This is a genomic window from Ilumatobacteraceae bacterium (assembly GCA_033344875.1).
Lineage (GTDB): Bacteria > Actinomycetota > Acidimicrobiia > Acidimicrobiales > Ilumatobacteraceae > Ilumatobacter.
Map to the genome: position 1 here is coordinate 2,188,130 of JAWPMO010000001.1, position 19,753 is coordinate 2,207,882.

The following is a 19,753-nucleotide window of genomic DNA, read 5'->3' on the forward strand; positions in this document are numbered from 1 at the left end:
CTACTCGGCACCGCGCCCTGACCGGACGACCACGGCGTCGCCGTGTTCGGTCATCGTCAGACCGTGCGGCTCGATCTCCCGGCGGACGTCGTCGGGCGACCAGCACCGGTACGTCGACGTGACGCTCTGTTCCGACACGAGCGTGTCGCCGTCGAGTACCCGATAGGCCATGACCCACCGCATCGTGCGACCGTCGTCCGGTTCACCCGACTGCCAGCCCTCGTAGGTGAAGCGTCCCACCTGGAGGCTCTTGTACAACGTGGGTTCCACCACGATCGGTCGGTACGGCGGCAGGATCTCGACGACCACCGGAGCACCGGCATGCATCCGTTCGGCGGCATACCGCCAGAGCAGCGATCGCTCCGATCGGTCGAGGTGACCGAGTACCGCCGACAGCACGATGGCCGAGGCGCGTTCGGGCAATGCGTCGGCGAGCGGGCGGGGATCGACGGTGACGCGACCGGCCAGAGAAGGGTCGAGGAGCAGACGGGTATGCAGCGCGGTCCGCATCGACTTGCTGGGTTCGATCGCGTAGAGATCGGCGTCGGGAACCGCAGCGCGCAGGTAGGGCAGACCGATGCCGGTGCCCGCACCCACGTCGACGATCGGGCCGGCCGTCGGATCGACACCGTCGAGCAGGTCGAGCAACTCGAGACCGGTTCGCTCCCAGTGCGCCGTCGCCAACAGCTCGTAGAACTCGGCGGTGGCGGTGCCGTAGGGGTCCGACGGATCGGGCCCGGCATCGGCAGGCGCCGGCGATGCGCTGCCCGCCTCGGGTGTGGATTCGACCGGCGACAGGAGATGCACCCATCGCGCATCCTTCTGGCCCGGCCGACGTTCCAGTTGCACCACGAGCGGCTCGTCACGTGCGGCCATCGCGGACAGGACGCCTGCGACCTCGTCGGTCGAGCCGAAGGCGTGTTGCCGTTCGGTCCTGGTCTTGAGTTCGCCGACGGTCTGTTCGCCACGGAGCATCAACACGGCGAGCACCGCCGTCTCCCCCGGTTCGAGCCCGAGCACCTCCGGCACGACGTGGCGGAACTTCATCGCCCGGTTCGAGGTGCTGTGGACCGTGCGGGTCCACCCCCTCGCCCGCAACGACGTCAACGCCTGTTCGACGTCGTGGTCGGTCATCGACATCACCGGGTCACGGCTGGTCGACTGGTTGCACGCGTTGCGCAGGCTGTTCGCCGTGAGCGGATATGCGTCGGGCGTCGTGGACTCCTTCTCGATCAGGCAACCGAGCACGCGTGCCTCACCATCGGTCAGATCGCCGTGGCGGCGCGATTCGTCCATGCCCGGTTATCGGACGTTCCGTCCACGATCTGGAGTCGTCGGCTTGCGACCCTCCTGTTACCGATCGGTAAGGTCGGATCGTGCGCTCACCCAAGGACTTCTTCCAGCCGCTCGCCGTCGGCGCTCCCGCCCCGCTCCGTGAGATCCCGATCCGCCCGAGCCGGATGATCCACTTCTTCCCGTCGTCGAACGAGAAGATGCGCGGCAAGGTGCCGGGCATGGTCGGCAAGGTCGACGTGCTGCTCGCCAACCTCGAAGACGGCGTGCCGGCCACCGACAAGGAGGCGGCCCGGGCCGGCCTGATCGAGGTCGCCAAGACGGTCGACTTCGGTGAGACCCAGTTCTGGACCCGCGTCAACAGCCTCGATTCGCCGTGGGGCCTCGACGACCTGACCGCGGCCGTCCTCGAAGCGGGCGAGGCGCTCGACGTGATCATGATCCCGAAGGTCGAAGGGCCCGAGGACATCCACTACGTCGACCGGCTCCTGGCCCAACTCGAAGCCAAGGCGGGCCTCACCGAGCCGCTGCTGGTGCACGCGATCCTCGAGACCGCACGTGGCGTCGCCAACGTCGAGGAGATCTGCCTGGCGTCGCCACGCATGCAGGGCCTGTCGCTCGGCCCCGCCGATCTCGCCGCCAACCGCCGCATGAAGACGACCCGGGTCGGTGGCGGTCACCCCGACTACGTCGTGCGCGACGACGCGAATCCCGATGCCCCCGACGCGGCGCGGGCGACCCATCAGCAGGATCTGTGGCACTACACGATCGCCCGCATGGTCGACGCCTGCGTCACGGCCGGGATCCTCCCGTTCTATGGCCCGTTCGGCGACATCGCCGACGGCGTCGCCTGCGAAGACCAGTTCCGCAACGCCTACCTGCTCGGCTGCGTCGGCGCCTGGTCGCTGCACCCCAGCCAGATCGACATCGCCAAGCGCGTGTTCTCGCCGCGACCGGCCGACGTGGCCCACGCCCAACGGGTGATCGAGGCGATGGGCGACGGCACCGGGGCGATCATGCTCGACGGCAAGATGGAGGACGACGCGTCGTGCAAGCAGTGCATGGTCGTCGTCGCGTTGGCGAAGGAACTCGCCGCCAACGATCCCGAACTCGCCGAGGCGTACGGGTTCTGACATGAGCGACCTGCGACCCCGCCGCTCCGTCCTGTACATGCCCGCCGCCAACGAGCGAGCCCTCGAGAAGGCCAAGGCGATCCCGGCCGACGCGCTGATCTTCGACCTCGAGGACGCCGTCGCCCCCGACGCCAAAGAGCAGGCGCGGGCCAACGCCGTCGCCGCAGCCGCGTCGGACGACTACGGCCATCGCGAGATCACGATCCGCTGCAACGGTCTCGACACCCCGTGGGGTGCCGACGACCTCGCCGCCGCCGCCACCTCGGGCGCCGCCGCGGTCGTGATCCCCAAGGTCGGGTCGAGCGAGTACCTCGACCAGATCGCACAGCAACTCGACGCGGCCGGCGCCCCGGCCGAGCTCGCGATCTGGGCGATGATCGAGACACCGAGCGCACTGCTCGACATCCGCTCGATCGCGCACCACCCGCGGGTCACCGTGCTCGTGATGGGCACGAACGACCTGATCAAGGAACTCCGCACGGTCGCGCTCGCCGACCGTTCACCACTGATCCCCCACCTGGCGACGGCACTCGTCGGTGCCCGGGAGGCCGACAAGGTGATCCTCGACGGCGTCTACAACGACGTCCGCGACCCCGATGGCTTCCGGGCCGAGGCCGAGCAGGGCAAGGCCTTCGGTTTCGACGGCAAGACGCTCATCCACCCGAGCCAGGTCGAGCCGACCAACGAGGTCTGGGCGCCGACCGACGACGAGGTCGAGTTCTCACGTCGCGTGATCGAAGCATTCGAGGCCGCCGAGGCCGAGGGTCGCGGCGTGATCACCGTCGACGGCCGGATGATCGAGAACCTCCACGTCGACAACGCCAGGCGCGTCCTGGCCGTCGCCGACGCGATCGCCGCGCTCGGCTGACGTCGGGCGAGCGTCGCGCCCGTCAGAGGCGGCGGATGTCGGGCTCGCGGCCGGTGTTGCCGTACGCGATGCCGGTCATCCGCTGGAGGTGCGACAGGTCGTGGTCGACGAGTCGAGGTGTCGCCGCCATCAGGCCGCCGTCGGCGGTGACGGCCTCGCCGGTGACGAACCTCGCCCCGTCACCGCCCAACCAGACCGCCACATCGGCGATCATCTCGGGCTGGCCACGGTCGGGCCACGGCTGGATCTGCTCGCGCCACCGATCGGTGAGTTCGGGTCGACCTCGGTGCAGGAGTTCGGTGTAGACGGCACCGGGGCAGACCGCATTGACGCGGATGCGGTGCGGAGCGAGTTCTGCGGCGGTCGTGCGCGTCAGGCTGATCACCGCCGCCTTGGTCGCGGAGTACGCCTGCGGGCCGCCGCCGCCGCTCAACCCGGCCACCGATGCCGTGTTGACGATCGCACCGCCGGTGCCCTGTTCGATCATCACCCGGGCCGCGTGCTTCGTGCCGAGGAACACCGAGCGCACGTTGATCGCGAACGTCGCGTCCCAGTCGTCGACCGACTGTTCGGTGATCGGCCCGAAGGCGCCACCGATCCCGGCGTTGTTGTACATCGCATCGAGGTGTCCGAAGGTCGAACACGCCGTCGCGACCAGCCGCTCGACGTCGGCCTCGTCCGCGACGTCGACCTGCTCGAATCGCACCGCGTCGGGCCGACCGATCATGTCCAGGGCGTCCCGACCGCGCTGCTCGTTCAGGTCGCCGATGACGACGGCACCCCCGGATTCGACGATCGAACGAGCGATCGCCAGACCGATCCCACCGCCCGCCCCGGTCACGACTGCCACGTTGTCCATCGACACGACCGTAGGCGTCGGCCTACGGTGGACACGTGCCCGACCACGTCCACGACGACGAGTTCACCGACGACGAGCTCGCCGCGTTGGCACTGGCCGCCGATCCCGACACCGTCGTTCCCGACGACGCCGTCCCCTTCACCGGTGTCGACGAACCCGGCCTCGGCCTGCTCCCCGAGTGGTACATGCCGATGCCTGGCGGAGGTCGGTCGACGTCGAAGCGGGTGGTGCTGACCGGCGTGGCGATCGCATTGTTCGTGATCAACGTCGGCGGTGTGTGCGTCACGTACGGCCTGCCCGACCCGGTCTGGAAGTAGTCCACCGAGACCGTCGGAGACCGCCCGAAAAGGCGACGACATCATCGACGGGAACACTGTTACGTTTCGCGGATGTCGTGTCGTCTGGTGATCTCCTGGACGTGCTTCATCACGTCCGTCGTGGCCGTCGGCGTCAGCGCTCCGGCCACCGCTGCCGACCTGGTTTCGCAGACCTGTACTCCCCTCACGTCGGGCTCCGCCGTGCGATCCGACGCGCTCGCGAGCTTCGAGGCGGTCTCCCCGCGTCGACTCGTCGACACCCGCATCGGCACCGGTGGGCGCTCCGCCCCGGTCGAGGCGGGATGCACCCTGCAGCTCGACATCGCGGCGGCATCGGTGCCCGCCGAGGCGGCCGCGGTCGCGCTGTCGGTCACGGCGCTCGGGTCGCAGCCGGGGTTCCTGACCGTGTTCCCGTGCGCGGCCGGTCGACCCGAGACCTCCAACATCAACACCCGGTCCGGCGGCTTCCCGACCCCGAACCTCGTCGTGGCGATCCCCGACGGCGCTCGCCGGGTGTGCATCTACAGCCTGTTCGAGGCCGACGTGATCGTCGACCTGACCGGATGGTGGACGGAGGAGGGCGACCAGCGCCTCACCACGATCGCGCCGGTCCGGGCGGTCGACTCCCGTGACGACCCCGGGCGGGAGCCGTTGCCACCCGGCGCCACCCGCACGATTCCGCTCTCGGCGTTCATCCCGGCCGACGCCACGGCCGTGCTCGGCAACCTCACCGTGACCGAGCCGCAGGCCGACGGCTTCATGACCGTGTTCCCGTGCGGCAGCCCGGTCCCGCTGGCATCGAACCTCAACTTCCGCCGGAACGAGTCGCGTGCGGTTGCGGTCGCCGTCGGGCTGGGCGCCGACGCGCAACTGTGTGTCGAGAGCAGCACCAACGCCCATGTCGTGTTCGACGTCAGCGGCTACTACGCACCCGCACCGCAGTTCGGTCCGGTCGCCGGGCTGCAACCGCTGAGCGGGCGCCGGATCGCCGATTCGAGGACCGGCGAGGGCGGGTGGACCGGCAAGTTCGCGGCCGCGGGCACGCGACGTCTCCGACCGACCGCGGGGCTGGTGAATGACGGACAGAGCACCGCCGTCGTCGTCAACGTGATCGTCACGCAAGCCGACGGCGACGGCTTCGTCACGCTCTATCCCTGTGGCGACGACGTCCCCAACAGCTCCGCGGTGAACTACAGCAGCGCCGGGGAGTCGACGAACATGGTCGTCGTCGACCTGTCGGCGTCCGGCGAGATCTGCGTGTTCGCACTCACGCCGGCCCACGTGGTCGTCGACCTCTTCGGGGTACTCGCGGCCGACACCGGCGAGCTCGTCGAGTCGCTGACCCTCGATGGGTTCACCTGGCCCGCGTACCACCGCGACGCAACCGACTACGCGGTCGAGTGCTCCGGGCCGTCGACCGACATCGGGCTCGAACTGCTGCGCTCGACCACCGCCCGACTCAACGGCGTCCCGGTCGGGTCGGGCTCGATCGATCTCCCGACCTCGGCCGACGACCGGTTCCGACTCGAGTTGCGTCGCGGCTCCACCGTGCAGCAACTGTCGTTCCGATGTGTGCCGGGCGACTTCCCGCGACTCGACGTCGACCGCCCCGGGAGCCCGGCACCTGGCTGGTACGTCACCACCGTGCGCACGCCCGGCACGGGTGGCGGCTACGCCACCGTCCTCGATCGATTCGGAGCACCGGTCTGGTACAAGCGTGTGCCGGGCGACCTGTCCGGCGTCGACCGTCGTGCCGACGGTCGCCTGCTGATGGTGCCGGCGCTCGGCCCGCGGTACGGAGTCGACCCCGACCGCGGTTTCGTCGTCACCAGCTTGTTCGGCACGATCGTGGACGAGATCCTGACCGTGCCTGATCCGCTCGAGCCGGGTGTGTCGTTCCCGACCGACCACCACGACTTCGTGGCGCTCACCGGCGGTGCCCGGGCGATGCTGACGTATCCGCTCCTGGCCGACCAGGACCTGACCGTGCTCGGGCCGGGCTACCTCGCCGACGACGTCATCGCCGACGGCGTGATCCAGGAGATCGCCGCCGACGACACGCTGCTCTGGCGGTGGCGCACCAGCGACCACTTCGGCTACGACGTCTCGTACCCGGTGCGGTGGGGTCCGCTCGAGGGGTACGACGGCAACGAGGTCGACGTCTTCCATCTCAACTCGCTCGAGCAGGTCGCCGACGGCAGCGGCGACTACGTGGTGTCGGCACGGCACCTGGACAACGTGTTCCGGGTCGATCGGGCCACCGGTGGCGTCGACTGGGTGCTCGGCCAGGTCCCGAGCGATTCACCGGCTGCCACGCTCGCCGCGCAGCTCACCATCGTCGACGACCCGCGAGGCGGACCGCGTCGTCCCCACGACGCCCGCCTGAACGGCGACGTCCTCACCCTGTTCGACAATCGCACCGACACCGGCGAGCCGGCGCGCGCCGTCGCCTATCGCATCGACGACGTCGCGGAGACCGCGACGTTGCTCTGGGAGATCGAGCAGGCGGCGGGCCTCACCAGCGTGGGGTTGGGGTCGGCACGGGTGACGACGGCGGGCACGGTGGTGGTGTCGTGGGGCGGGGCGATCCAGCCGGTGTTCGGCGAGTACTCGATCGACGGCGAACCGTTGATCGAGATCACCCAGGTCGCCGGCGGCAACGCCTACCGGATCGTGAAGGAGTCGCCGGGAGCGTTCTCCCTCGACCTGCTGCGGGCGACCGCAGGCGGGTCGATCGACGTCCCCTGAGGAGCGGTCAGCGCACCCGTGTCAGGATCCGCAGCGAGCCCGTGACCGCCGCGAGTTCGAAGCGGCCGCTCTCGATCGCCGGCAGGTAGATCTGCTCGTACGGCGGGCGTCCACCATCCGCCGGGTCGGGGAACACGTCGTGGATCGCGAGCGTGCCACCGGCCGCAACGTGTGGCGTCCAGCCCTCGTAGTCGGCCTGCGCCGGTTCGACCCCGTGGCCACCGTCGACGAACAGGAACGCGAGCGGGGTCGACCACGCGCTCGCGACGGTCGGGGAACGACCGACGACACCGACGACGTGATCCTCCAGCCCGGCATCGTGGATCGCGCACCGGAAGAACGGGAGGGTGTCCATCTTGCCGACCCGATCGTCGACCACGTCGGCGTCGTGGTGCTCCCAGCCCGACTGGTTCTCCTCCGACCCGCGATGGTGATCGACCGCGAACAACGTCGCACCGGTCGTGCGTGCGGCGTCGCCGAGCCAGATCGTCGACCGGCCGCAGTACGAGCCGACCTCGACCCACGGCAGACCCGGGACGGCGGCACCTGCCGCGAGGGCGGCGGCGTGGAGCGCATCGCCCTCGTCCTCGGGCATGAACCCCTTGGTCGCGAGTGCGAGTTCACGCAGGGTCGGGTCGAGCGGCACCGGGCCAGGCTAGGACTCGGGGACGGACATGTGACGAGATCGTGACGTTCGGGAACCGGACGACGGTCGGGCACGTCCAACCCTCATGCGTGCCATTCCTGCCCTCATCGCGTCACTGGCCCTGGCCGCCTCGGCGTGCTCGGCCAACGGCGAGACCGCCGATCCCCGGGTGGTCGGTTCGACGACCCCATCGTCGACCGAACCGGGCGGAACGACGAACAGCCGGACCGACGGCACCCCAGCGTCGGGTGGCACGGGTGGGTCCGCTCGCTTCCCACAGGCGCTGACGCCCTTCTCCGATTGCAGCACGTTCCTCGACCACGTCAAGGCCGAGGCCCGCGAGCGGGTCGGTCCGTACGGCCTGAATGGCAGCCCCTGGGGCTACTGGGGCGGCGAGGACGTGATCATGGACGAGATGGCGACCGCAGACGACGCGGCCGAAACGGCCGAGGCCCCCGTCGGGAACAGCGACACAACCGAGTACTCGGCCGCCGGCGACGACGGTTCCTACACCGGCACCAACGTCCAGGAGCTCGGCGTCGACGAGCCCGACATCGTGAAGACCGACGGCACGCGGATCCTCACGGTCTCCGAGAATCGCCTCAGCTACATCGACGTCACGGGCGACCCCACGCTCACCGACACGCTGGTGGTCCCCGAGGGATGGGGTCATCAGCTGTTCATCAGGGGCGACCGTGCGCTGCTGTTCACCAACGGCGGTCAGTGGGGCTACCCGATGCCGATCGACATCGAAGCGACCGACGACGCCGAGTCCGACTTCGCCTCCGGCGACATCGTCGCGGACATGCCGTTCGAGCAGTTCGGGCCCGCCACGCTGATCCTCGACGTCGATCTGAGCGATCCGACCGACCTGCGGATCGCCGCCACCATGCGGATCGAGGGCCAGTACCTCAGCGCCCGGGCGATCGACGAGCGAGTGCGCCTGGCGGTCACCAGCCCGCCGAGCCAGCTGCCCTGGCTCTTCCCGCAGAACCAGAACGGCGAGGACCGCGCCGAGGAGGCCAACCGGGCGATCATCGACGAGTCGACGCTCGCCGACTGGCTGCCCGACTACGAGCTCGACGCCGACGGTTCGACCATCTCGGGCACCCTGCTGTCGTGCGAACGGGCCCATCGCCCCGCTGAGTTCTCCGGTTTCGACATGGTCTCGATCGTCGACCTCGACCTCGACACCGGGCTCGCCGGCGCCGCCGACCGCATCGAAGCCGTCGGCGTGCTGGCCGGCGGGCAGACCGTCTACTCGTCCACCGACCGGATGTACGTCGCCACGACCAAGTGGATCGGCCAGGACCTGGTCGACGATGCCGACCGCGTCCGGGAGTGGACCGAGGAGTTCGAGACCGAACTCCACTCCTTCGCCATCGCCGCGGGTGAGCCGACCCGCTACGTCGCTTCGGGAGCGATCGCCGGGAGCCTCCTCAACCAGTTCGCACTCGACGAGCACGACGGCTACCTCCGGGCGATCACGACCGACGGCTCGCCGTGGTCCCAGGACGGTGAGAGCGAGACCCATCTCGTCGTGTTCGAGGAGCAGGGCGATCAGCTCGTCCCCGTCGGCGAGGTCGGTGGCCTCGGCAAGGGTGAGCAGCTGTACTCGGCACGCTTGATGGGCGACGTCGGCTTCGCGGTCACGTTCCGCCAGATCGACCCGTTCTACGTCCTCGACCTCAGCGACCCGACCAACCCGAGGGTCACCGGCGAACTCAAGATCCCCGGATTCTCCACGTACCTCCACCCCGTCGGTGACGACCGGGTGCTCGGCATCGGTCAGGCGGCCACCGAGGACGGTCGCACGACCGGCCTCAAGCTCAGCCTGTTCGACGTGTCCGATCCGGCCGACCCCCGCGAGGTCTCGATCTGGACGCAGCCCGACAGCAACTCGCCCGTCGAGTGGGACCACCGGGCGTTCCAGATGTTCGGCTCGACGGCGATCGTGCCGGTGCAGAGCTGGACCGGCGATTTCAACGGCGCCGTGCTCTTCGACATCGGCGACGGCATCACCGAGGTCGGCCGGGTCACCCAGGTGCCCGCCGACACGGCACCGTCATCGGACTGCCGTGAGATCACCAGCGACGACCTGACCCAAGATGCCTCCGAGCTGTACTGGATGACGACCGACGGCCACGCCCACGTGCAGCTCTGCGAGCCCGACGCGATCGGTGGCTGGGGCAGCTGGTACTGCGACCGCCTCCCGGTCGACGAGATCGCCGGGTGGTACGGCGACAGCGAGGCCACCGAACGGGACCTGGACGCGATCGGTGCCGATGGCGACGATGTGATCGAGATCTGCTGGTCGGACGGCGGCTACCAGGAGTCGATCCAGCGCAGCCTGGTGATCGGCGAGACACTCTGGACGCTCACCCCGTCGGCTGCTCAGGCCAACGCACTCGACGGCCTCGGCGTGATCACGCAGATCTCACTGCGCTGACCGCCCGCCGTCCCGAGCATCATCGTCGGCAGCGAGCGCGGCGACCTCGTCGACACACTCCCCCAGCCGGTCCCAGACCCGGTCGGCCGCCTCGACGACCGTTCGGGCGTCGTCGAGCACCCCGGAGGCATCGACCTCGGCCACGAGCTCGGCGATGCCGGGCAGCACCGATACCCAGGCCTCGCCGAGCGTGGGGTGAGGAGCGGTATGGCGCGTCGGCCCCAAGAGCGCCAGCACCGCCCACTCGTCGACCGGTCGCTGTTCGATCGTCGGCCAGCGGCGTGCCAGATACGGCGTCAGCTCCCGCATCCGTTCGATGCCGCGGAACAGCGGGTCGGGAGCGAGGACCTGGACCCACTCGACCGAACTCAGCCGGATCGCGCCGAGGCACTGAACACACGGCTGCAGCGTGGTGTGCAGTTGCAGCCCGTCGTGGGCGCGGAAGGGCAGCTTCGCCAACACGTTCAGCTCGGCGTGGGCCAGCGAGGTACCGGCGAGCACGTCGTCGCCCGGGTCGGTCTCGTGGATCCGGTTCCGACCGACGGCGAGCAGTTCCCCGTCGCGCCCCGCGGCGGCCCCGATCCCGAGGCTGCCGGCTCGGGTCGACTCCCACGCCTGCTCCAGCGCGGCCCGCATCCCCGGATCGAGTGATGCGAACGACTCGGGAGTCATCGGGGAAGGGTAGATCATGCCGTCGCGTGGCAGCATGGCGTCATGTCCGAGGCCTTGCGTGATCTGATCGAACTGCTGGACCTGGAGCCGATCGAGGTCAACATCTTCCGTGGGGTCCAACCCGACGAGGACCGCCAGCGCGTGTTCGGCGGCCAGGTCGCCGGTCAGGCGCTGGTGGCGGCGGCCCGCACCGTCGACGAGCCAGGGCGGCTCGTCCACTCGCTCCACGCCTACTTCCTGCGCCCCGGCGACCCGAGCGTGCCGATCCTCTACGAGGTCGACCGGCTCCGCGATGGCAGGAGCTTCACGACGCGCCGTGTCGTGGCGATCCAGCACGGCCGCCCCATCTTCAACCTCCAGGCGAGCTTCCACGATCCCGAGCCCGGTCTCGACTTCCAGCCGACCGCGCCGACCGACCTCCCGACCCCCGAGTCGCTCCCCGACTACAAGACCCGACTCGAGCCGCACCGGGCCCGGGTCGGCAACTGGATCGACCGACCGCGACCGATCGACACGAGGTACATCCCGCCCGACCCGGCGTTCGAGCCCGGCGTGAAGTCCGACCGCCAACTCGTGTGGATGCGTGCCGACGGCGAACTCCCCGACGACCCCGTACTCCACGCCTGCATCGTCACGTACGCCAGTGATATGACCCTGCTCGACACGGCGCTCCGACCGTCGGGCAAGTCGTCGATGACCGACGATCTGATGATGGCGAGTCTCGATCACGCCATGTGGTTCCATCGACCGTTCCGTGCCGACGAATGGCTGCTCTACGAGCAGACCGCCATGTCGAGTTCGTCGGCGAGAGGCCTCGCCGGGGGTTCGCTCTACACCGCCGACGGCGCACTCGCCGTCAACGTGGTGCAGGAAGGGCTGATCCGGGTCATCTGATGACACGCCGACCGCCCGATGTCGGCCATCTCCTCGTGTTGGTCGGACTCCTCACGCTCGCGGCGTGCGCCGACGACGACGACGCCGGGCCCGCCGGGCCCCCGTCCGCCTCGATCATCACGACCGACACGAACACGACGCCATCGCCCGCGCCGGCATCGTCCGTGACGCCGACATCCGCGCCACCGACATCCGCGCCGACGACACCGGCCGTGGCGACATCCGCGCCGCCGACGGTCGGCGCCCCGGTCGTCGCGAGCGAGGTCGTCGGCGAGTTCGACCAGCCGATCGACCTGGCGGTCCGCTCCGGCGACGACGCACTCTGGATCGTCGAGCAGGGCGGCCGCGTCGTGCGCGCCGACGACACCGCCCGGACGACCGCACTCGATCTGACGGGTCGCGTCAGCACCGCCGGCGAACAGGGCCTGCTGGGACTCGCCTTCAGCCCCGACGGCGGCACCGCGTACGTGAACTTCACCGACGCCGCCGGTGTCACGACGATCGCCGAGTACGCGGTCGCCGGCGACGCCACCCTCGACAGCGGTTCGGAACGGATCGTGCTGCAGGTCTCGCAGCCGTACTCGAACCACAACGCCGGCGACCTCGCCTTCGGTCCCGACGGGATGCTGTACATCCCGCTCGGCGACGGTGGCTCCGGTGGCGACCCCGAACGCAACGGCAGCAACCCCGAGACGCTCCTCGGTTCGCTGCTGCGGATCGACCCGGCACCCAGCGGCGACCGGCCGTACTCGATCCCGCCGGACAACCCGTTCGCGTCGGGCTCGTTCGGCGGTATCGACGGGGCACCCGAGGTGTGGGCCTGGGGCCTCCGCAACCCCTGGAAGATCGCCTTCGATCCGGTGACGGGTGAGCTCTGGATCCCCGACGTCGGCCAGAACGAGTTCGAGGAGATCAACGTGCTCGCCCCGGTCGACGGCACCACGGCTGCCCGCGGCGCCGACTTCGGTTGGAGCGCGTTCGAGGGCACCGAACGATTCGACGCCGACATCGCCGATACGGGTCGCACCACCGCGCCGGTCCTCACCTACAGCCATGCCGATGGCTGCTCGATCTCGGGCGGCGAGCCGTACCGGGGCACGGCGATCCCCGAACTGGAGCCGGCGTTCGTCTACAGCGACTTCTGTACCGGCACCATCTGGGCCCTCGATCTGGCCGGCGGACGCAACCTCACCCTGCTCGACGGGTTCGACAGCGTCGCATCGATCCGCGCGGGGCCTGACGGCGAGTTGTACGTCCTGCAGCGCAGCGGCACGGTGCACCGCCTCGTCGCCGGTTGACGCTCAGCTGACGCGTTCGAAGTCGATCTGGAACCGATCGACGTCGACCGACTCGAGTCGGACGCGCACATCGTCCCCCGGGTCGACACGGCGGGCGCTGAGCCGAGCGAGCACCGCCGGATCGACGATTTGCACCTCGACGCCCCACTCGCCTTCGTCGACGACGACCGCCTCGAAGATCTCGCCCTCGCGCCCGGAGAGCGTCACCGCTTCGGCGAGGTCGAGTGCCTGGCGGTCGGCGCGGTTCGCTCGGTTGTCGGCGGCGGCCATCGCCGACGGCAGGGTGTCGAACGCCGCCGCGATCTCGTCGGGGACCGGCACACCGGCGGCCACCGCGAGTGCGGCCTCGATCACGTAGCGATCCTGGAGCCGACGGAGGGGCGCCGTCGCCTGGGCGTACGTCGCCGCGACCGCCGAGTGCCAGGGGCGTTCGTCGGGGTCGAACGGGGCGTAGCTCGCTCCACCCGCCGCCCGTCGGACGGAGATCAGGAACGCCGACGTGCGCGGGTCGTCTCGCGGCAACGACCGCTGGAACGCGTCGAGCGACACGTCGTCGGGCCAATCGAGCCCGAACGCCCTGGCCGAGTGCTTCAACCGTCGGTGGCGGCGCTCGTCGACGTCGGGCATCACCCGGAACAGCCCGGTACCGGCCTCGTACAGTGCCGCCCCGACCGCCATGTTGGTGGCGAGCGACATCGACGCGTTCTGCTCCTCCGATTCGAGTCGCGGCCGGAACGTCAGCCCGAACGAGCCGTCGGCGTGCCGCTCGATCTCCTGCTCGGGGAACTCGACCCGCGGGGCGCCGCGCTCGATCTCGGCCGCCGTGATGCGTCGGTAGAGCTCGGCGAAACCGTCGGGTACGTCATCGCTGCTGACGGTGTCGTAGGCGAGCTTGGCGCGGTTGCGGATGATCGCCCGCTCGACACCGTCGAGGCGTGGATAACCGGCCGAGTCGACCCGCACCGTGAAGATCACGGCGGGTCGGTCGACGTCGGGCAGCAGGCTCGCCGCTCCCTCCGACAGGATCGTCGGGTACAGCGTCGACCTCTGGTCGGGGAGGTACACGGTGACGCCACGCTCGAACGCTTCGACGTCGAGCAGGTCGCCGGGCCGGACGAACCAGCCGACGTCGGCGATCGCATAGTGCAGGATGATGTCGTCGCCGGCGACCTCGATGTCGAACGCCTGGTCGAGGTCGATCGACGACGCCGGATCGAGCGTCAGGAACCGCCGGTCGGTGCGATCGGCGTGCGCGGCACCGAGCGGCTTGGCCGCGGCGGCCTCGGCCGCGGCGAGCACGTCGGCCGGGAACTCGGTCGGGATCTCGAGCTCGGCACGGATGCGGTCGAGCCCGCGCACCATCGCCTCGGGAGGAGCACCGAGCAACTTCACGACGACTCCTCCACTCCGACGACCATTCCATGTTCGGCCGACCGATCAACCCTCGGTGTCAACACGACGCCGACCCTACGACACCCTCCCGCAATCGACCCAGCGCTGACGCGTTGCGGCCGCACGCGCGCCGGCCGTCCGGCCGCGCCTCGACGTGAGTACGCAGGCGCAGATGCTCAGCCTGCTCGCCGACCTCCAGGACGAATACGGCATGGCCCACGTGTTCGTCGACCTCGACCTCGCTGTCGTGCCTCGCATCAGTGATCGCATCACCATGATGCACCAGGCCGATGTCGTCGAGACCAGGCCGGTCGACGACGTCTACCACGAGCCGATATGTCCAACCGATCTGCCGGGAGCAGACGCCGCAGTTGCGTCCACTCGGTCGGGGCGAAGTGGCCAGCCACGTCGCGGTCGAGCACAATGATCAGCGAACCCAGCAGACCAACGGCGCCGCCGACGCCGCCGACGCCACCGAGAGGACCCGATGATGACCGAAGCACGACCGCTGCTCGACCTGCCGATCGCACGACAGGCCGAACTGGTCCGGACCGGAGAGATCGGACCGAACGATCTCGCCCGGATCGCCCTCGACGAGATCGCCGAGCACGATCCCGCACTCAACTCATACCTGACGGTCGCCGACCAGCCATCGGGAAAGACGGCGGGACCGCTCGCAGGGGTACCGATTTCGATCAAGGATCTCCTGTCGACCGCGGGGATGCGCACCACCTTCGGAAGCAGCGTCTTCGCCTCGCACATTCCCGATCGGGACGCACCCGTCGTCGACCGACTTCGCCGGGCCGGTGCCGTGATCATCGGCAAGAACAACACCCCCGAGTTCGGTCTCGGGGCCGAGACGCGCACGCGCTTCGCTCCGGCCGCCAACAATCCCTGGGACGTTGCTCGAACAACTGGCGGTTCGAGCGGCGGGAGCGCGGCCGCCGTTGCTGCCGGGTTGTGCAGCGCATCAATCGGGTCGGACGCTGGAGGGTCGATTCGGCTTCCCGCCGCCTGGTGCGGTGTGGTGGGCGTCAAACCCACCTATGGACGGGTCCCGTGCGAGGTCCGGCCGGCAGGATCCGACCACCCGACCGAGACGGTCGGACCGATCACTCGCACCGTCGAGGACGCCGCACTCCTCCTCCAGGTCATGGCTGGATTCGACCCTGCGGATCCGAGTTCGGAGCGAGTCGCCGTCCCCGATTACGTCACGAGACTCGACAAACCGAGCGCGCCGCTCCGCGTCCGATGGGGACTAAATCTGGGCATGGGTCCCTGCGATCCCGACATCGGATCGGCGATCACTGCGGCCGTCGCCGCACTCGACGGCGCAGGCGCGTCGGTGACGCCATCGACGCTGGAGCTCGGCGAGCCTCACCCGTTCTTGTGCATGTGGGACATCCTCGCCGGCGCGGCCGTCGGTCGACAGGGCCCGATCGAGTCGACTCATCGGGAAGACCTGGCCGACTACACCGTCGAGTTCGTTGACGCCGGGCGCGATCTCACGGTCGCCGGCTACCTCGAAGCCGTCTATCGGGCCAAAGAGTTGCGCGTGCTGCTCGACGAGGAGCTGCACGACTGCGACGCGCTCCTGCTCCCGGCGACCGCCGTCTCGGCATGGCCGCACGGTCGACCCCCCACGGAGGTCGATGGTCAGCCGATGGCCGCCCGTGGCTTGATCGCGTACGGCGGATTGCCGTATCTCGCACTCGCCAGCGTCACCGGGCACCCGGTCGTCTCCGTGCCGGTCGGGCTCGACGACGACGGGCTACCGGTCGGAGTCCAGCTGATCGGCAGACACTGGGACGAGGCGAGGCTCCTCCAGGCGGCCTTCGCGCTCGAGAGCGCTGTCGGCGGGTTCACCCGACCGCCTGTTCGGCAGTCCGGCGGCGCCTGAGGTCGTGACCGGAGCCGGAGCTGCGAATCAGGTCCGTGCGTCGGTGATCGCCTGCCAGACCCGACCGGCGGTCAGCGGCAGGTCGATGTGTCTGACACCGAGGTGGGTGAGCGCATCGACGACAGCGTTCTGGACCGCGACCGTACTCCCGACGGTTCCCGACTCGCCGACTCCTTTCGCTCCGAGCGGGTTCTTGTGTGTCGGTGTCACGCTCGGAATCAACTCGAAGCTCGGAAGCTCGGGCGCGGAGATCACGGAGTAGTCGGCGAAGTTCGCAGTACGCGGGTTGCCGGCGGCGTCGTAGATCACCTCTTCCATCAGCGCCTGAGCGATGCCTCCGCCGATCCCCCCGTGGATCTGCCCCTCGAAGATGGCCTGGTGCAGGATCGGACCGGCATCGTCGACGGCGATGAACCTCGCGACGTCGACTCCACCCGTCTCGGTATCGACCTCGACGACGGCGATGTGGGCCCCGAACGGGAAGGTGCTGCCCTGCAGGTCGACGTCAGCGGCCTCGACCAATGGCCCGGTGGCGGCAGCCAGTTCGGCCCAGCCGATGCTGATCGAAGGCGATCCGGCGACGTGGAACGATCCCGATTCGAGGTCGAGTACGACGTCGTCGACGGCTGCCTCGAGGAGGCCCGCCGCCGCCGAGCGGGCGGAATCGACGAGCCGACACGCCGCGTCGTCGACCAGCGATCCGATGACTTGACCCGACCGCGAGCCGCCGGTGACGACCCCGTAGGGCACCTGGTCGGTATCCGATGTGACCACATCGATCCGATCGTCGGCAACGCCGAGCCTGCCCCCGATGATTCCTGCCCATACGGTCGCGTGCCCCTGGCCATGCGGTGTTCCGCTGCTGACAGCACGAAAGGTACCGTCGGATCGGAGCTCGACCGAGGCAAACTCGGCAACAGGGGTGGATGCGGTCACCTCGACGTACGAGGAGATACCGACTCCCAACTGTACGGTCGCACCCGCCGCCCGACGGTCCCGCTGCTGCGCTCGAATGCTGTCGTAGTCGACCGCGTCAAGGGCGGCTTCCAGCACCGCGTGGTAGTCGCCGCTGTCGTACTCGGCTCCACTCGCGGTGCGGTACGGGAACGCATCGCTCGGCACGAAGTTGCGCCTGCGGACATCGGCGGGATCGAGGTCACACTCGGCAGCGAACATGTCGACGGCGCGTTCGAGCGCCGTGGTCGCCTCCGGCCGACCCGCTCCGCGATACGCACCGACCGGAGTCGTGTTCGTCACGAACGATTCAGCGGCAAAGGCCGCATCCTCGATGGCATAGACGCCGGTGAGCATCGTCATGGTCAACCGCGGCAAGTACGCGGCGATCAGCGGGTAGGCGCCGGTGTCCTGCAGGACATGGTTCGAGTACTTCTCGATCGTGCCGTCACGACGGCCTCCGAGCGTCACATGTTGGATCTGGCCGCGACCATGCCCCAGACCGACCATGCTCTCCGATCGTGTCTCGGTCCAGGCCACCGGCCGGTCGAAACGTCGTGCGAACCAGCCGAGGAGTGCCTCTTCCGGATAGGCCCGGAACTTCGCTCCGAAGCTGCCCCCGACATCGGGGGAGACCACGCGAACATTCTGAGGTTCGAGCTCGTAGAGCTCGGCGAGGAGGGAACGATTCTCGTGGACCGCCTGGCTCGCGGAGTAGTGCACGAGGCGACCGGACTCCCACCACGCCAGACCGGACCTCGGTTCCATGGGCGCGGCAGAAATTCGCTGGTTGACGAGGCGTTGACGGACCACGACATCGCAGGTCGAGAAGTCGGGCTCGTCTCCGACGGCGCATCGAAAGGCGACCGGGTCGGCGATTCCGGGGAAGAGCGTGGTTCCCGCCTCGCCTGCCGATTCGAGATCGACGAATGGATCGAGATGGTCGATGTCGACGAAGACACGTTGTGTCGCGTCGGCCGCCACGGCCGCGGTCTCGGCGACGATGGCGACGATCGGTTCACCGACGAAACGCACACGGTCGTGTGCCAGCATCGGGCGGATCATCTCCGGATTCATCCCCGGAAACGGATGTGGATAGATCTTGATGTCGATGTCCTCGAAAGTGAAGACACCGAGCACGCCCTCGATCGACGCCTCCGAGACGTCGATCGAGAGGATCCGGCCGTGTGCCTCCGGCGACAGTACGTACGCGACGTGAGCTGCATCCGGACCGACCAGGTTGGCAACGAATGTTCCCTCACCCCGAAGCAGAGCTGGATCCTCCCGTCGCGCGGACGTCAACGGTGATCTCGTCGCCATCAGCCCGACGCCTCGAACTCGCGCAGCGCGGCGATGTCGAGCGTTCGGAGCACCCCGCACGAATGCTCCATCGGTTTCATGATGGGGTGGTACGCCGCATGGGCACTGACGAAGGCACCCGATTCGTAGGCCTCGACCACGTCCATCGCCGGCTCCGGTGTCAGGTTCGCCTCGCTGCCGCTCCCTCCCACGTACACCGCGACACCCGCGGCGCGGAACCGTTCGAGGTGGGCCCTGAACCCATCGTGATCGAGATCGCCAGACCCAGTGAACGGGGTGTGACTGATCACGAACCTATTGCGGGCACCGCGCGTCATGGTGTCGTACATCTGCAATCCTGGCTCCTCGTCTCGGTGGTCGGCATCGGTGTCTCGTGGAGTCCGGAATCGGTCGGCACGATCGGCCGCCAGCTCGTTCACATCCAAAGGAACATGTTGTTGCACACCGGTCGAGCATGGTGCGCAACAATTCGCGAACGCGCCGACACCGAAGTATCGGCAATATCTAAATTATTGCGATATTGACGCTTCGTCAAGGACAGGAACGACTCGGTCTGCAACGTCAACCTCGCCGCAGCGGCGCTGACGACACCCGAGGCCCCTTTCCGACCAAGCGGCGACGCCGCGGTCGCCCTGGTGTTCCCCGCAGCCCGCTCAGCTCCGTCGGCGATGACGGCGATGACGGCGATGAGATTGATGCTTCATCGGTGCTCAGCGATCGATCTCTCACACATCTGCGACTCCGGAGGCGCTCCGATCTCGATCTCCCCACAGCACTGACTTTGGCCCCACCACAGCGCCTCGAGCGCGCCGACCGTCACGCTGCCGCATTCTGCCACCAGCTGCTCGCGAGACTGTCGTGTGACACGGGCGAAGCGGGAAGCCTCGTCCACGAGACGCTCGGAGTCGAGCGACCGTCCACGTCGGGGGCGAGGCCGCCTCGATGACAGCGCCCGCGTTCGGTGCCAACGGATTCTTGTCGTCGGCGGCCAGCATGGCCGCGAGAAAGGC

16 protein-coding genes are annotated in these 19,753 nt (G+C 68.9%); 8 read left to right on the top strand and 8 right to left on the bottom strand.

Annotation, left to right across the window (positions count from 1 at the left end):
- A complete protein-coding gene (locus R8G01_10380) occupies positions 1–1,296 on the bottom strand; it encodes a DUF480 domain-containing protein (protein MDW3214394.1) in 1,296 nt (431 codons plus the stop codon).
- A gap of 80 nt (positions 1,297–1,376) precedes the next feature.
- On the opposite strand from R8G01_10380, the gene R8G01_10385 reads away from it, so the two are divergent.
- A complete protein-coding gene (locus R8G01_10385) occupies positions 1,377–2,426 on the top strand; it encodes a CoA ester lyase (protein ID MDW3214395.1) in 1,050 nt (349 codons plus the stop codon).
- A 1-nt stretch (position 2,427) separates the two neighbouring features.
- Positions 2,428–3,294 (top strand): CoA ester lyase, encoded by an 867-nt coding sequence (locus R8G01_10390; GenBank protein MDW3214396.1) that lies wholly within the window; start codon positions 2,428–2,430, stop codon positions 3,292–3,294.
- A 22-nt stretch (positions 3,295–3,316) separates the two neighbouring features.
- Here the strand turns inward: R8G01_10390 and R8G01_10395 are convergent, their stop codons facing one another.
- Positions 3,317–4,153 carry a glucose 1-dehydrogenase gene (locus tag R8G01_10395; GenBank protein MDW3214397.1) on the bottom strand — a complete coding sequence of 279 codons (837 nt, stop codon included), beginning with the start codon at positions 4,151–4,153 and terminating at the stop codon, positions 3,317–3,319.
- Between the two features lie 35 nt (positions 4,154–4,188).
- On the opposite strand from R8G01_10395, the gene R8G01_10400 reads away from it, so the two are divergent.
- The gene (locus R8G01_10400; protein ID MDW3214398.1) at positions 4,189–4,470 is read left to right on the top strand and encodes a hypothetical protein; all 282 of its coding nucleotides are present in this window, start codon (positions 4,189–4,191) and stop codon (positions 4,468–4,470) included.
- Positions 4,471–4,542: 72 nt separating this feature from the next.
- On the top strand, positions 4,543–7,218 hold the full coding sequence (locus R8G01_10405; GenBank protein MDW3214399.1) for an arylsulfotransferase family protein: 2,676 nt from the start codon (positions 4,543–4,545) through the stop codon (positions 7,216–7,218).
- A 7-nt stretch (positions 7,219–7,225) separates the two neighbouring features.
- Here the strand turns inward: R8G01_10405 and R8G01_10410 are convergent, their stop codons facing one another.
- A complete protein-coding gene (locus R8G01_10410) occupies positions 7,226–7,864 on the bottom strand; it encodes a class I SAM-dependent methyltransferase (protein ID MDW3214400.1) in 639 nt (212 codons plus the stop codon).
- Positions 7,865–7,949: 85 nt separating this feature from the next.
- On the opposite strand from R8G01_10410, the gene R8G01_10415 reads away from it, so the two are divergent.
- Complete coding sequence (locus tag R8G01_10415; protein MDW3214401.1) at positions 7,950–10,313, top strand: beta-propeller domain-containing protein; 2,364 nt, start codon at positions 7,950–7,952, stop codon at positions 10,311–10,313.
- On the opposite strand, the gene R8G01_10420 is transcribed toward R8G01_10415, so the two are convergent.
- On the bottom strand, positions 10,302–10,985 hold the full coding sequence (locus R8G01_10420; GenBank protein MDW3214402.1) for a deaminase: 684 nt from the start codon (positions 10,983–10,985) through the stop codon (positions 10,302–10,304). The two genes, R8G01_10415 and R8G01_10420, sit on opposite strands and share 12 nt — an antisense overlap.
- A 42-nt stretch (positions 10,986–11,027) precedes the next feature.
- On the opposite strand from R8G01_10420, the gene R8G01_10425 reads away from it, so the two are divergent.
- Together R8G01_10425 and R8G01_10430 are read left to right on the top strand one after the other, a co-directional pair.
- Positions 11,028–11,879, top strand: coding sequence for an acyl-CoA thioesterase II (locus R8G01_10425; GenBank protein MDW3214403.1), 852 nt, complete (start codon positions 11,028–11,030; stop codon positions 11,877–11,879).
- Positions 11,879–13,177 (top strand): PQQ-dependent sugar dehydrogenase, encoded by a 1,299-nt coding sequence (locus tag R8G01_10430; GenBank protein ID MDW3214404.1) that lies wholly within the window; start codon positions 11,879–11,881, stop codon positions 13,175–13,177. The genes R8G01_10425 and R8G01_10430 overlap by 1 nt, the downstream gene beginning before the upstream one ends.
- A gap of 3 nt (positions 13,178–13,180) precedes the next feature.
- Here R8G01_10430 and R8G01_10435 read toward each other — a convergent pair whose 3' ends face one another.
- Together R8G01_10435 and R8G01_10440 are read right to left on the bottom strand one after the other, a co-directional pair.
- A complete protein-coding gene (locus tag R8G01_10435) occupies positions 13,181–14,569 on the bottom strand; it encodes an RNB domain-containing ribonuclease (protein ID MDW3214405.1) in 1,389 nt (462 codons plus the stop codon).
- A 58-nt stretch (positions 14,570–14,627) separates the two neighbouring features.
- A complete protein-coding gene (locus R8G01_10440; protein ID MDW3214406.1) occupies positions 14,628–14,897 on the bottom strand; it encodes a hypothetical protein in 270 nt (89 codons plus the stop codon).
- 162 nt (positions 14,898–15,059) lie between these two features.
- On the opposite strand from R8G01_10440, the gene R8G01_10445 reads away from it, so the two are divergent.
- Positions 15,060–16,469, top strand: coding sequence for an amidase (locus R8G01_10445; protein ID MDW3214407.1), 1,410 nt, complete (start codon positions 15,060–15,062; stop codon positions 16,467–16,469).
- Positions 16,470–16,496: 27 nt separating this feature from the next.
- On the opposite strand, the gene R8G01_10450 is transcribed toward R8G01_10445, so the two are convergent.
- Positions 16,497–18,743 carry a xanthine dehydrogenase family protein molybdopterin-binding subunit gene (locus R8G01_10450; protein ID MDW3214408.1) on the bottom strand — a complete coding sequence of 749 codons (2,247 nt, stop codon included), beginning with the start codon at positions 18,741–18,743 and terminating at the stop codon, positions 16,497–16,499.
- Entirely contained in the window at positions 18,743–19,168 is a 426-nt protein-coding gene (locus R8G01_10455; GenBank protein ID MDW3214409.1) for a hypothetical protein, read from the bottom strand. Before R8G01_10455 ends, R8G01_10450 begins: the two co-directional genes overlap by 1 nt.
- Positions 19,169–19,753 lie beyond the last annotated feature (585 nt).